This is a genomic window from Scrofimicrobium canadense, from assembly GCF_009696615.1.
Lineage (GTDB): Bacteria > Actinomycetota > Actinomycetes > Actinomycetales > Actinomycetaceae > Scrofimicrobium > Scrofimicrobium canadense.
The window spans coordinates 66,022-79,517 of record NZ_VULO01000004.1 but is presented as its reverse complement, the minus strand read 5'-3'; the positions used below and the strand labels follow the sequence as shown (position 1 = coordinate 79,517).

Annotated in this window: 16 protein-coding genes; 9 read left to right on the top strand and 7 right to left on the bottom strand. The window is 51.2% G+C overall.

Features of this window, described 5'->3' with window-relative positions; genetic code table 11:
• Positions 1-8: 8 nt before the first annotated feature.
• From sufC to FYJ24_RS04055, 4 genes are read left to right on the top strand one after another with little or no spacing between them, the layout of a single operon-like run.
• Positions 9-758, top strand: a complete 750-nt coding sequence (sufC, locus tag FYJ24_RS04070; protein ID WP_154543856.1) for a Fe-S cluster assembly ATPase SufC — start codon at positions 9-11, stop codon at positions 756-758.
• Positions 755-2,005, top strand: a complete 1,251-nt coding sequence (locus FYJ24_RS04065) for a SufS family cysteine desulfurase (protein WP_154543854.1) — start codon at positions 755-757, stop codon at positions 2,003-2,005. The genes sufC and FYJ24_RS04065 overlap by 4 nt, the downstream gene beginning before the upstream one ends.
• Complete coding sequence (gene sufU, locus FYJ24_RS04060) at positions 2,002-2,475, top strand: Fe-S cluster assembly sulfur transfer protein SufU (RefSeq protein WP_154543852.1); 474 nt, start codon at positions 2,002-2,004, stop codon at positions 2,473-2,475. Before FYJ24_RS04065 ends, sufU begins: the two co-directional genes overlap by 4 nt.
• Positions 2,468-2,863, top strand: coding sequence for a metal-sulfur cluster assembly factor (locus FYJ24_RS04055; RefSeq protein ID WP_154543850.1), 396 nt, complete (start codon positions 2,468-2,470; stop codon positions 2,861-2,863). Before sufU ends, FYJ24_RS04055 begins: the two co-directional genes overlap by 8 nt.
• A gap of 3 nt (positions 2,864-2,866) precedes the next feature.
• Here the strand turns inward: FYJ24_RS04055 and tgt are convergent, their stop codons facing one another.
• Positions 2,867-4,150 carry a tRNA guanosine(34) transglycosylase Tgt gene (tgt, locus tag FYJ24_RS04050; RefSeq protein ID WP_154543848.1) on the bottom strand — a complete coding sequence of 428 codons (1,284 nt, stop codon included), beginning with the start codon at positions 4,148-4,150 and terminating at the stop codon, positions 2,867-2,869.
• A complete protein-coding gene (locus FYJ24_RS04045; RefSeq protein ID WP_318656517.1) occupies positions 4,140-4,778 on the bottom strand; it encodes a queuosine precursor transporter in 639 nt (212 codons plus the stop codon). Before FYJ24_RS04045 ends, tgt begins: the two co-directional genes overlap by 11 nt.
• Before the next feature lie 26 nt (positions 4,779-4,804).
• On the opposite strand from FYJ24_RS04045, the gene FYJ24_RS04040 reads away from it, so the two are divergent.
• Positions 4,805-6,415 (top strand): ABC-F family ATP-binding cassette domain-containing protein, encoded by a 1,611-nt coding sequence (locus tag FYJ24_RS04040; protein WP_318656516.1) that lies wholly within the window; start codon positions 4,805-4,807, stop codon positions 6,413-6,415.
• On the opposite strand, the gene FYJ24_RS04035 is transcribed toward FYJ24_RS04040, so the two are convergent.
• On the bottom strand, positions 6,402-6,632 hold the full coding sequence (locus FYJ24_RS04035) for a hypothetical protein (protein WP_154543844.1): 231 nt from the start codon (positions 6,630-6,632) through the stop codon (positions 6,402-6,404). The genes FYJ24_RS04040 and FYJ24_RS04035 overlap by 14 nt on opposite strands.
• 52 nt (positions 6,633-6,684) lie before the next feature.
• Here FYJ24_RS04035 and FYJ24_RS04030 point away from each other — a divergent pair, with 52 nt between their 5' ends.
• The 4 genes from FYJ24_RS04030 to FYJ24_RS04015 all read left to right on the top strand — a co-directional run bounded on the left by FYJ24_RS04030 (position 6,685) and on the right by FYJ24_RS04015 (position 9,973).
• Positions 6,685-7,179, top strand: a complete 495-nt coding sequence (locus FYJ24_RS04030; RefSeq protein WP_206192489.1) for a SixA phosphatase family protein — start codon at positions 6,685-6,687, stop codon at positions 7,177-7,179.
• Between the two features lie 16 nt (positions 7,180-7,195).
• Positions 7,196-8,014, top strand: a complete 819-nt coding sequence (ppk2, locus tag FYJ24_RS04025; protein WP_154543840.1) for a polyphosphate kinase 2 — start codon at positions 7,196-7,198, stop codon at positions 8,012-8,014.
• A 10-nt stretch (positions 8,015-8,024) separates the two neighbouring features.
• Positions 8,025-9,152 (top strand): acyl-CoA dehydrogenase family protein, encoded by a 1,128-nt coding sequence (locus FYJ24_RS04020; RefSeq protein WP_154543838.1) that lies wholly within the window; start codon positions 8,025-8,027, stop codon positions 9,150-9,152.
• An 89-nt stretch (positions 9,153-9,241) separates the two neighbouring features.
• Positions 9,242-9,973 (top strand): YaaA family protein, encoded by a 732-nt coding sequence (locus FYJ24_RS04015; RefSeq protein WP_206192488.1) that lies wholly within the window; start codon positions 9,242-9,244, stop codon positions 9,971-9,973.
• Here FYJ24_RS04015 and FYJ24_RS04010 read toward each other — a convergent pair.
• The 4 genes from FYJ24_RS04010 to FYJ24_RS03995 all read right to left on the bottom strand — a co-directional run bounded on the left by FYJ24_RS04010 (position 9,970) and on the right by FYJ24_RS03995 (position 13,417).
• Entirely contained in the window at positions 9,970-11,049 is a 1,080-nt protein-coding gene (locus FYJ24_RS04010; protein WP_263970218.1) for an ABC transporter permease, read from the bottom strand. The two genes, FYJ24_RS04015 and FYJ24_RS04010, sit on opposite strands and share 4 nt — an antisense overlap.
• Positions 11,050-11,142: 93 nt before the next feature.
• Positions 11,143-11,553, bottom strand: a complete 411-nt coding sequence (locus FYJ24_RS12840) for a hypothetical protein (RefSeq protein WP_154543833.1) — start codon at positions 11,551-11,553, stop codon at positions 11,143-11,145.
• A gap of 6 nt (positions 11,554-11,559) precedes the next feature.
• A complete protein-coding gene (locus tag FYJ24_RS04000) occupies positions 11,560-11,712 on the bottom strand; it encodes a hypothetical protein (RefSeq protein ID WP_154543831.1) in 153 nt (50 codons plus the stop codon).
• A gap of 61 nt (positions 11,713-11,773) precedes the next feature.
• Positions 11,774-13,417 carry a DEAD/DEAH box helicase gene (locus FYJ24_RS03995; RefSeq protein ID WP_154543829.1) on the bottom strand — a complete coding sequence of 548 codons (1,644 nt, stop codon included), beginning with the start codon at positions 13,415-13,417 and terminating at the stop codon, positions 11,774-11,776.
• Between the last annotated feature and the right edge of the window lie 79 nt (positions 13,418-13,496).

The following is a 13,496-nucleotide window of genomic DNA, read 5'->3' as shown; positions in this document are numbered from 1 at the left end:
GAAGTGACATGGCGACTCTGAATATCAAGGACCTGCAGGTTTCGGTGGAGACCCCAGAAGGTACCAAGCAGATCCTCAAGGGGGTTGATCTTGAAGTCAAGAGCGGAGAGATTCACGCGGTGATGGGGCCTAACGGTTCAGGAAAATCTACTCTAGCTTATGCTTTGGCTGGACATCCCGCGTATGAAGTGACATCGGGGGAAGCATGGTTGGATGATCAAAATATTCTAGAGATGTCGGTTGATGAGCGCGCCAAAGCCGGTCTATTCCTAGCGATGCAGTACCCGGTCGAGGTTGCAGGAGTCTCTGTTTCTAACTTCTTGCGCACAGCAAAAACTGCAATCGACGGAAAAGCGCCCAACGTGCGCCATTGGGTAAAAGATGTGGCAAAGGCAATGGAAGATTTGCGTATGCCCACGGACTTTGCCGATCGTGATGTCAACGTTGGTTTCTCAGGCGGAGAAAAGAAACGCCTAGAGATTCTCCAGATGGAGATGCTGCACCCTAGTTTTGCGATCCTCGATGAAACCGACTCCGGTTTGGACGTGGATGCATTGCGGATTGTCTCAGAGGGAGTCAATCGAGTGCATGATAAGACGGATAATGGAGTTCTCCTTATCACTCACTACACCAGAATTCTGCGATACATAAAGCCGGATTTCGTTCACGTTTTCGTGAATGGGCGGGTGGCAGAACAAGGAGGCCCAGAACTGGCTGATCGTCTTGAAGAGGAAGGCTACGACAAGTACCTGGTATGAGCGGCGCGCCTTTCACTGCCATTGAGCTTGCAGCTGTGCGAGGGGATTTTCCGATCCTCTCGCGCATAGGCCGAGGTGGAAACCCCATTGCATATTTCGACTCGGCTGCAACCTCACAGAAACCTCTGTGCGTGCTGGAGGCAGAAGCGGATTTTTATCAGGTGCGCAATGGGGCAGTCAACCGAGGAACTCACCTCCTTGGTGACGAAGCGACAGAGGCCTTTGATAATGCTCGCTCAACAATAGCTTCATTTGTCGGCGGTCGAGGGGATGAAATTGTCTGGACAAAGAATGCAACCGAGGCACTTAATCTAGTTGCACGGTCCTATGGCGATATGGTTCTTAGTCCGGGAGATCGAATCGTTGTTACCAGGGCTGAACACCATTCCAATCTCGTTCCTTGGCAACAACTAGCTGCTCGCACTGGAGCCGAATTGGCGTGGCTTGATCTGCTTCCAGATGGGCGGATAGATCTCGAAACGCTTGGACGGATCACAGCAAATACTAAGATCGTGGCCTTTACCCACATGTCGAATGTAACGGGAGCAATCTCACCTGTAGAGGCGATTGTTGCGCAGGCTCGGGCAGTTGGCGCCAAAGTGGTACTCGATACATGTCAGTCGAGTGCGCACATACCGGTTGATGTTCGAACTTTGGGCGTAGATTTTGCTGTTTTTTCTTCACATAAAATGTTAGGACCAACGGGGATCGGGGCGCTGTGGGCGCGTCATCAGTTGCTTGCGAATATGCCTGCTTTCCTCACGGGAGGCTCTGTGGTCGCTGACGTGACGATGGAATCTGCCGAGTATCTGCCTGCCCCCAACCGATTCGAAGCTGGATCTCAGCCTGTAGCTCAAGCAGTGGCCTGGGCGGTTGCCCTCCAATACATGAGTGAATGGGGAATGGGACGGATTCAGGCTCAAGAATCAACCTTGATGCCTGCATTGATCGAAGCGGTGAAAGAAGCCCCGGGAGCACGCATTCTCGGGCCGGCAACGGCACAAGCTAGAGCTGGCGTAGTGTCATTTGAGATCGCGGGTGTCCATCCTCATGATGTGGGGCAGTTCCTCGATGCTGAAGATGTAGCGGTGCGGGTTGGGCATCACTGTGCAATCCCATTACATAGATTTTTTGGGGTGCGAGCTTCATCGCGTGCTTCTCTATCGTTGACCTCGACGTTAGATGAGATTGACCAGTTTGCAAGGGCCTTGCATAAGGTAAGCAGTTATTTCGGAGTGCAAGCATGAGTAGCTTAGAACAGTTGTACCAGCAGGTTATTTTGGATCACTCACGTAGGCGTACGGGGGAAGCCGCAATCGATGGGCTACCGTTCAGCTCACACCAAGTCAATCCCACCTGTGGGGACGAGGTGACATTGGGTGTTGACGTTGATCCAGATGGTCAGTTGACTCGCGTTGCGTGGCAGGGGGATGGATGCGCCATTTCTCAAGCATCATTGTCAATGATGAATGAGCTCATCGAAGGCGCTTCTAATGATGAGTTGCGGTCCATGTATTCGGCAATGGACCAGATGATGCATTCGCGAGGTAAAGGAGTTCCCGATGAGGTTTTGGACCGTTTGGGAGATGCCGCAGTCCTTGAAGGCACATCGAAATTTGCCAATCGGGTGAAATGCGCCTTACTGGGGTGGTATGCGCTGCGTGATTCTCTAGCTCAAGCTGGAATCGATATTGTGGAGGAAGAAAACCATGGATAATCCAATGGCAAAGCCTGAACAACGCTTTACGGTGCCTGAACCAGAAAAGGGTCCTGGAATCGACCTCGTCGAAGACGGTAATGTATCTGGTGAAGAGGTTATTGAGGCGCTCAAAGATGTCATCGACCCAGAGCTAGGTATTAACATTGTTGATCTGGGCTTGGTCTATGGCATTGCTATCCATGAAGATAATGCTATTCGGCTAAATATGACCCTTACTTCTGCTGCTTGCCCACTCACCGATGTTATTGAGCGTCAGACAGAAATGGTGTTGGGGCCGTATTCGACCGACGTGACCGTCAATTGGGTATGGTTACCGCCGTGGGGTCCCGAGTGTATCTCCGACGATGGTCGCGCGCAGCTTCGCGCCATCGGGTTCAACGTCTGATAGTCAGTATTCTTTGTAGAAACGAGACAGCATAGCTTCTTTGAACTCAAAGAAGCAGTCAGAGACAATCGCTGAACGGATCGCATCAACGAGACGAACAGTAAACCATTCGTTATGGATAGTGGCCAATGTTGCCGCGAGTATTTCTTTACCTTTGAATAGATGGCGAACATAAGCTCGGGTGTAATGGGTGCATGTGTAGCATCCACATCCCTCGACCAAGGGTGAAAAATCGCGGGCAAAGCGTGCATTAGTGATATTGAAACGTCCATCTGGACCATAAATGGCGCCATTGCGGGCAACCCGTGAGGGATTAACACAGTCGAAGGTATCGGCACCAGATTCAATAGCTGCGAAAAAGTCGATGGGTTCTGAGATTCCTAGGAGGTGCCGGGGCTTCTCCTCTGGCAGCTCGGAGCATACCCACCCAACGATAGTGCCTAGGTTTTCCTTCTCTAGAGCTCCGCCGATTCCGAAGCCGTCGAAACTATAGCCGTCAACGACCATCTGCGACAGGTTGCGCGCCGCGCGACGTCGCAAATTCTCATATTGTGCCCCTTGCACAACCCCCCACAACTGTTGATAGGGCTTGTGTGTACGTTCTTCCGTGAACGTCTTGTGCGCGGCTAGGCACCGAGCAGCCCAAGCTTCGGTGCGATCCAACGACTCGATTTGATAGTCGTACGGGTGAAGCAACGATGTAAGTTCATCGAAGGCAAACATGATGTCGGCGCCCAACTCGTGCTGAATACGGAGAGACACCTCGGCATTAAAAACATGTTTTGAGCCATCAATGTGACTGGAAAATACGACACCGTCGTCATTCACGACCGCTTTTGATTCGCGCACCGCGAGACGTGCAGTTTTTTCATCTGCGGCGCGTTTACCGGAAAACTCTTCTGAAAGGACTTTTTTGAATCCAGCTCCCATGGACAGTACTTGGAATCCACCGGAGTCGGTGTAGCTGGGGCCGTTCCAGTTCATGAATTTTCCAAGTCCGCCCGCCTCGTCAACGATATCGGAACCTGGTTGGAGATAGAGGTGGTAGGCATTGGCCAATACTGCTTGAGCACCTAAGGCGACAAGCATTTCTGGAACCAACCCTTTGACGTTTGCTTTAGTCCCTACAGGAATAAAAGCGGGTGTTTGGATGTCACCGTGTGCTGTATGAAGCGTTCCAGCTCTGCCCAAGGTGTTGTCTAGGCGTTTCTCGACTGTAAAGCCGCGGTCCCGCTGTACTTCAGTAAAAGCGTGTACTGGAGCTGAACCTAACCAATCACTTGTCATAAGAGAGTTCTCTCTTTCTCACCGCTGCAATGGCAGGGTAAAGAAGTGGTAGAAATAGTATTTCAACGAGCATTTTGTACGCGTAGCCGACCACGAGGTAATTGACAAAATCCCATCCGGTCAACACACCATAGAACGCGATAGTACAAAAAATTGCCGTATCAGCGGCTTCGCCAACGATTGATGACCCAAGTAGCCTCACCCACAGTCGGCGTTCGCCCCAACGTTTCTTGATGGACACTAGAACGTATGCATTGAGTAACTGGCCCACCAAATAGGCGACAAGAGAAGCGAGTACGATTCTCGGCACAAAACCTAAAATTGCTTCAAATGCTTCCTGATTTTCGTATCCGGGGGCTGGCGGTAACAGTTGGACAACAAAAAAGGTGAGTGAAGCAACGGCAGACATCACAAATCCGATGACGATTACCCGTCGAGCACGGGCGAAACCGTACACTTCAGCTAAAACATCTCCCAAAACGTATGTGAGAGGAAAAAGAACGGCCCCGCCGTCGAAAATCAGGCTTCCTATTGAAAACAGTTTTGTTGCTGCGACGTTAGCAATCAGAAGAAAAGCCACGAAACTAATGGCAATGAGATCGTACAGTCGTGGATTGGATTTAGACACGGGCGATAGTCTACTAGGATCATCTGGTGATATCTGTACACGACTTTTCTTTACGTATCGGCGCACGCGAACTAGTGCACAATGCCAATTTCAGCATCTCAAAAGGTGCCAAAATAGGTTTGGTTGGGCGAAATGGTGCCGGTAAGACCACTACAATGCGACTATTGGCCGGTGAGAAAGACCGTGGGGCAGCTGAACACGAAGGTAAGATCACGGTAAGCGGACAGGTTGGATATCTGCCACAAGACACTACTGAAGGTGACCTCACACAGAGTGCACGAGAGAGAATCATCTCAGTAAGAGGTATCGACCAACTATTAGCCCGTATACGCAAGGCAGAGCTCGAGATGAGTACTCAAACGGGACCTCGCCAGCAGAAGGCCATGGAACGATACGTTCGTCTGGACCAAGAATTCACCAATAACGGTGGATGGGCAGCAGCCTCGGAAGCAGCTCAAATTGCCGCAGCTTTAGGAGTTGACGAAAGACTACTCGACCAGACTCTCGATACTCTTTCGGGAGGGCAACGCCGTAGAGTCGAGTTGGCAAGAGTTTTGTTCTCAGGGGCACAGACGCTTCTTCTTGACGAGCCGACAAACCACCTCGATCATGATTCCATTCTGTGGCTGCGCGATTGGCTACAAAACTATTCGGGTGGATTTATGGTCATTAGTCACGATGTGAATCTTTTAGAAGAGACCGTCAACCAGGTGTTTTACCTTGATGCCCGTACTGCCACTTTGGATGTCTATCATCTGGGATGGAAAGCATATTTGCGTCAACGCGAAGAAGATGAGCGGCGTCGCCGCAAGGAACGTGCTAATGCGTTACGTAAAGCAGCGACGTTGCAGGCGCAGGGCGAAAAAATGCGATACAAAGCAACGAAGGCGGTCGCTGCGCAACAAATGCTTAGGCGCGCAGAGGAGCTGCGGAAAGCCGCCGGTGAAGAGGCATCAGAAGAGCGTGCGGCGCGCATTCGTTTCCCTGAACCTGCTGAGTGTGGAAAGGTACCCCTCACCGCAGAGGGGCTCTCAAAGTCGTATGGTTCCCTCGAAGTATTTACTGGTGTAGACCTTGCAATTGATCGTGGTGCCCGTGTGGTGGTCCTCGGTCTCAATGGCGCAGGAAAAACCACTTTGCTACGCATTCTTGCGGGAGTCGAATCCTCCGATTCCGGTGAGGTGAAGCCCGGGCACGGGTTGCTGCTTGGATACTACGCCCAGGAACATGACCTCTTGGACACCGAGGCCACCGTTGAAGAGAATATGCGCTCTGGTGCCCCTTTCCTTGACGATACTGCACTCAGATCGATTCTGGGACAGTTTCTTTTTGGCGCCGATGACATCGTTAAGCCAGTCGGGGTTCTTTCTGGAGGTGAAAAGACTCGTTTGGCTCTGGCCACTCTGGTAGCGTCAAGTGCTAATGTTTTGCTTTTAGATGAGCCCACGAATAATCTCGATCCGGCGTCACGCGAAGAAATTCTCAGTGCTTTGCGGACCTATGAAGGCGCAGTTGTCCTTGTGACTCACGATGCAGGTGCCGTGGAGGCCCTCAACCCAGACAGGGTACTTTTACTGCCAGATGGCGATGAAGATCTGTGGGATGAGAGCTATTTAGATCTGGTCAGTCTGACGTAGAGTCGTTCTCAATTTCGTCCAGAGTTTTTACTTCAGCGGGAAAACCGCGATGTTTAAGATATTCAAGAAGAGTTTGAGTGTGCTCTTCGCATGCAAGCCAGGTCTTATGTCGCCCATAATGAATTTTTGGGTTCGACCAGACCACTGCATTCACCGCATCGTGTGTGCATTCGCGAGCTGAGCAAATCAACGTATCGGGACCAGGAGTGAGTGGCATGATCCACAGGATACAACGAGCCTGCCGGCAAAGTCTGTCATACCCTGAAGATATGAGTAGACATACAGTGATTTTCATACGCCATGCTAAAGCTGCGCAGTCGTCAGCCACGGGGGACAGTGGCCGTGCTCTCACAGACGAGGGTAAGGAACAGGCGCAACAGCTAGGGAAGAAACTAACAGCGACTCTTGCTAAAGTCGACAAAATATTTCTTTCTCCCGCAACTAGGGCAATTGAGACCTGGGAGCAGATGACACAGGGAGCTGGCCTTTCTACGGGAGATCTTCCCAATCCTCAGCAAGATCCAGTGATCTATGCCGGTGAGCCGCATGCGATTCTCGACATGGTGAGAGCCCAAGGAGATGGCGAAACTGTCGTTGTCGTTGGCCATGAGCCCACTATTTCCGAGGTGGCACGTTTGAGTGTCAAGGATGACGTTGAGGTCCCAGCAGGGATTCCTACCGCATCTGCCATTATCATTAGTGCAAGCCACGATTGGAAAGAATGGCACTCACACGTGGCAACCACAGCAGAGTTCATTCACTAAACGAGAAAAGATCGCGATGGTGCGCAAGCTCAAGAATAAGGTCTATGAGGCTGAACTATTTCGCCTGCAGAGCGAACTGGTAAAACTCCAAGAATGGGTCAAGAGCACGGGGGAGCGCATCGTTGTTGTTTTTGAAGGTCGCGATGCAGCGGGCAAAGGAGGTGCAATTAAGAGAGTCACCGAATACCTATCTCCTCGAGTTGCTCGCATCGCCGCGCTCCCAACACCTACCGAACGTCAGAAGACTCAGTGGTATTTTCAGCGCTACACTGAACACCTGCCTTCAGCAGGTGAGATAGTGCTGTTTGACCGTTCATGGTATAACCGGGCAGGTGTTGAACGGGTCATGGGATTTTGCACTCAGCAGGAACATGCTCGTTTCTTACGAGAAGCGCCTATCTTTGAACAGATGCTGAACAACGACGGGATTATGTTACGCAAGTATTGGTTTTCGGTATCAAGAGAAGAGCAACTCAAACGTTTTACATCGAGGCTAAAGGACCCAGTCCGACGTTGGAAGCTATCGCCCATGGACCTGGAATCGATCAATCGCTGGGATGAGTATTCGCGGGCGAAGGACGATATGTTCACGCACACCGATACCCCCTGGGCTCCCTGGTATGTGGTCGAATCAGACAATAAAAAGTCCGCGCGACTCAACATGATTGCTCATCTGCTTTCAACAATCCCTTATAAAGAAATTCCCTGGCCTGAGGTTGAGCTTCCTTCAGAAATTCCTCAGGAAAGTCACTATGAACGTCCCCCCAAAGATCTCTCGACGTATGTTCCCGATCATGTCGCTGAACTACTGGGAGACCCCGAATCGCACCTGTAGAGGTTAAATAATGTCTTTTCTTTCCAACGACGTTTTAACTGCAATTCATGATCGCGCCCCACACTATGATGCGAACAATGCTTGGCCAAAAGAGGACTTCGAAGCGTTGAAAGAATGTGGCTATCTGGGTGCATTTGTTCCGCGAGAGTACGGGGGAGGAGGACTAAACCTCGAAGAGATTGCTGCTGAACAAACCCTGTTGGCAAAAGCCTCGCCGTCGACTGCTTTGGCAGTTAACATGCATCAAATTATTGTAGGCGTGGCCCGCCATATGGTTCGCGAAGGACTGGACCAGGGACGAAAGATACTTGAGGATGCTGTGGCTGGGGAGCTCTTCGCATTCGGTATCTCTGAGCCAGGCAATGACCTGGTTCTCTTTGGCTCCATCACTCAGGCAACACCTAACGCTGAGGGATACTCTTTTACAGGAACTAAAGTCTTTACTTCTATGGCCCCAGCGTGGACTCGCATGCTTACATTTGGACGCGATACTGACACTGGAAAGTCAGTATTTGCAATCATACTTCGAGAAACCCCTGGAATAATGATTAAGGATGATTGGGACACCATTGGCATGCGTGGGACTCAGTCCAATACTACGGTTCTCGATAACGCACAGAGCGACTGGATTCTCACGATTACAGATCCAGGCCCGTCGACAGACCCCGTTGTCTTTGGCATTTTCGCAAACTTTGAAGTGTTGCTGGCTGCTACGTATATGGGGATTGGCTTGCGAGCTATCGAGGTTGCAGCCGAGCACGTGAAAACCAGGAAATCTGTGAAGAACCAATCCGTGTATGCCAACGATCCAGACATCCGGTGGAGAATCGCCGATGCAGCGATTCGAATGGATGGCGTCGGTCCTCAGATTCGCGAACTTGCGCGTTCTTTCGATAACAAGGATGAGCTTGGAGCCTTATGGATGCCACGGTTATCCGCAGTGAAAAATGCTTCAGCAGAGGCCTCGCTCCACGCAGTAGACCAGTGTATTCGCGCATGTGGTGGTAGTTCTTATTACACGAAGAACGAACTTTCTCGCCTATATCGAGATGTCTTGGCTGGTCTATTCCAGCCTTCAGATCAAGAATCTCTTCACGGTGCATGGGCGGGGATAGTTTTGGGGCCTACTGGCGACTAGACGCAATTGCACATTGTTGCTGCGATCTTATCGCTGCGAGCTATAGGCCGTACGGGAATACCTGTCCCTGTCACGATGAAAGGTTTTGTGTGCAAATCTGGTTGCCACCTTCAGAGGGAAAACACGCACCTACAACGGGGCCTGCGCTTGACCTGAAGACGCTGTACTTGCCGGAGCTAGGAGAGGTTCGTTCGCGTGTCATGAGGGACTTACAGGAAGTTTCCTCGTCCAAAGATGCATTAAAAATTCTCAAAGTTGGGCCAAAAGCTGCCTTTGAGATTGAGGCAAATACGAGACTTGCTGAAGGGCCGTGTGCTCCAGCAATTGACCTGTATACAGGAGTTCTTTACGAGGCCCTACAACCAAGCGAGCTGCCGGAAGAGGCACTGAAGAAGATCCGAATTTTTTCGGGACTCTTTGGTGTAGTGAGAGCCACAGACCCTATTCCCAACCATCGGCTTTCTATCGGAGTTACGTTGCCCGCACTTGGTCCGCTAACGGCGATGTGGAGAAAGCATCTTCAACAGGTTCTCGAAGTACCTGACGAAGGTGTTTTTGATGCACGCTCTGGACCCTATCGACAGGCATTTCCTCTTCCAAAGACAGCGTCAGTGATTGAGCTGAAAGCTGTAAAACTTAATGCCTTTGGGAAACTACAGGTTGTCAGTCATTTTGCAAAGTACTGGCGAGGAGTAGCGGCCCGTGAACTTCTGCGCAACCCTGCACAGGATCCGTATGCGATCCTGGCAGGGTTGTCAAGACGCCCTGATGTGAAAGACGTTATCATCGACGGGTTGAGAGTAACGGTCGTTGTAGCCTAACGCGAAAGCGAGAGTGCCTCGCGAATCTTCAGTCTTCGGCCAACTTGGAGCAGAGATCCTGTATAGATTCTTTCACCAACAAGAACGACACACAGTGTTGATACTAGCAAAATTACGAGTGAGAGCAGCGGTTCCCACCAGAGGGCAGTGCCGGTGAATAGTCGAACGGGCATTGCTACTGGAGCCGAGAAAGGAAAGTATGAGGCGATGGACATGATTAGCTGGTTGTCACCAAAGAGAATCACAACGAAGTAGGGCAGCATTATCAGCATCATCACGGGCATTAAAACTGTGCCCGAATCTTCGATCCGCGATACCAGAGACGCGGATGCCGCAAAGATTGATGCGATGAGAAGAAAACCAACAACGAAGAACAAGAGAAACCAGAGTAGTGGGGCACCGATAAGTCCCAATAGTTCTTCTTGCCCAGTGACCACTAATCCGATAATAGTGACTGCAGCTATCGCGGCCATCTGACCAAAGGCAAGAATAGAGTTTCCAACGTTTTTTCCTGCCAAAAGTGCCCGTGCAGGAATCGCTGACAGCAGCAATTCCACCGTTCGGGTCTGTTTCTCAACGATCGTGTTTTGAGCAATAGTTGATCCAAAAGCCATTGCCATCATCATAAAAATGGCACCAAAAGCTATCGATACTATATAGCGAAGCAACGGACTGCTTTCCGGGGGCTCTAGTAACTCTACTGTAGGGCTCACGCTCAGGGCTGTTATAAGGCCTTGTGGTTCTTTGTCGAGGGCCACAAGAGAATATCCGAGAACGGAGTCCTCAGGAATAATGGCTGCTGAGACATCTCCGGTGCGAACTAATGCGTTTGCCTCATCGATTGACGATACGGCTACTGGAGTGATCACACCTGAAAGGTCAATTTCAGGTGTGATTCCCTCAACAACTGCCACACTATCTGGTTTGGATTCGCCACCCGAAAAGATACTGCCAAAGATAATAGACCCAAAAACTACGACCAGCAGAATTGCCGTTGTGATCAGGAAGGATTTAGTTTTTACTTGTGAAAGAATCTCCCGTTTGGCCACGAGATAGAAGGTGGTGGGCAACAGCATCATGGAGTTCTCTTGCAATCCGCATTCTCTCAATAGTGACTGCCTGACGTTCGGATTGGAGTTGCTGGTTCGCTAGTGCTTTGGTGAGGTTCACTAACTGTTCGCGGTCTTGTTTGGACGCCCATGCGCGATTACCGAACCATATAGCGCAGCGTAGTACACTACATTGATCAGCATTATTACCAGCGAATAGGCAACCAAGGGCGATAGTGCCCAATCCTGTATATCGCCTCCGAAGTCGGCAGCGATACTTTCATTCGTGCTGACCATGTAGAGACTTATTATTGTCACTGATAAGAGCACTGCCACCAGCGCGCCCTGCACCCACGACGCGCGAGTGCGGTCTGTGGTTTCTGCCCCCACACTGTAGAGAGCTAGAAAACGAGCGACGGTAATGATCGAGCTTTCGGAGACTGCGAATGCTGTCGCGATACAAAACGCGACTGTCACCAAGGCAGCAACAGAGCAGGGCACCACTCGGCGTAACCCTAGAGGAAGGATCACTAATGCTCATAGCAGAAGTGACCATCCCATACTTAGAGGGTCATTAAAGAGACCTGTCATCTGCCATAGCACCATGCTGATAGCGCTCAGAAAGTAGAGACCGATCGCTATTACCGTGTCAACCTTCACTCGGTTGTCATGACGGAATGGCGCGTTCATGTGCTTAGGCTATGCGCTGGTAGTTCCCGTGTCTTCCCTCCTGAGAGGGAAAGAACCGACCTTAGCGAAACTTTCTGCCGCCCCTATTCCGGGGTGCGGCTCCTTGATCAACTGAGATACGGAGCTTTCGTCCCTTGATGGTGGCACGACCGATCTTTTTCACTTGAGAAGATGAGAGATTCTCCGAGAGTTCTACAAGGGAAAAAGACGGGAAAATGTGAACTTTTCCAACTGATGAACCCCGCAGGTTGCCTTCGCCCGTAATCGTACCAACAATGGCTCCGGGACTCACGCCATCGCGTTTTCCGACCTCTAAGCGATAGCGATGATGGAAACTACTGTCCTCATCTCGGCGAGGATCTCGCTTGTTTCCGCTGCGCTTTTTCTTGTCTCCTGGTGTCCACCAGTCTTCGGTCAGCTCAGCTGGACCTTGAGCGTCAGCTCCTATGGACGTTGCCAACAGTCGTAGTGCAATCTCTTCCAATCCCTGTCCAGCATGAACTGCGTCAGTGATGGCATCGCGCAAGACCTCCTCGAATGGAATCGCCCCATTGCCGGTGGCTGAGAGTTTACGTTGGGCAATAAATCTTGCGACATCAGCACCGGAAGGAATATGAGCACGTTCCATCCTGGTACCTGTAAGGTTCTCGATTTGGCGCAGCCTGTGCCGTTCGCGCGGTGTGAAAAATGTGAGCGACTCTCCGTCTCGCCCAGCTCTGCCGGTGCGGCCTACACGGTGAACGTAAGCTTCAGTCTCACGCGGCGGCTCATAGTTCACTACGAGAGATATCCTCTCGACGTCTAGGCCTCGCGCAGCAACATCTGTAGCAACCAATACGTCGAGGGAACCTCCTCGCAGGCGCTCAACCAGGCGTTCTCTATCGCGCTGTGGAACATCACCAGATATTCCGGCGGCCTTGAAACCTCTCGCCGCCAAGTCAAGAGAAATCTCCTCAGCATTTTGGCGCGTTCGAACGAAAACGATAGTTCCACCCTCGCGTACAGCTAACACTCGCGAAAGTGCTTCAAAACGCCAGTGAGGTGATACCACGGCATAGGTTTGATGGATAGTGTCAACTGTGGTGGATTGCACACTTACTTCTAGTCGAACAGGATTATGCAAATGCGTATCTGCGACGCGGGCAATAGCGCGCGGCATTGTTGCAGAAAAAAGTGCGGTCAAACGGTGTTCTGGAATATCTGCGGCGATGAGTTCAACATCTTCTGCAAATCCCATCCGCAGCATTTCGTCCGCCTCATCCAGAACGAAAGTGTGGACATGGTCGAGGCGTAGGGCCCCCTTTTTTATGAGATCAATAACACGGCCTGGTGTTCCTACGACTACCTGGGTGCCCTCTTTGAGTGCGCGTAGCTGGGGACCATATGGACTGCCCCCATACACGGCGATGACATCGGCACCAAAGCTCTCCATTGCTGCTGCCGTCTGCAAAGCAAGTTCTCTTGTGGGTGCCAGGACTAATGCCTGCACTTCGGCCAAATTTTTGTCGAGCCGGGCAATGAGCGGCAGCCCGAATGCTGCCGTCTTTCCGGTGCCTGTCTGCGCAATGCCGACGACGTCACGCCCCTCGAGAAGAACTGGAATCGCGGCAGTCTGAATATCAGTGGGGTGTTCAAATCCGAGCTTATCGACGACGGAAATGAGAGACTCTGGGAGTCCTAAATCATAAAAGGTGGTGGTTGTCATTCTGTCCCTTCTAACCGCGCTTAGTCTAGCGGGGCTAAGGCAGGTAGACTTCCATTCGACGCAAGGGAAGGATCACACA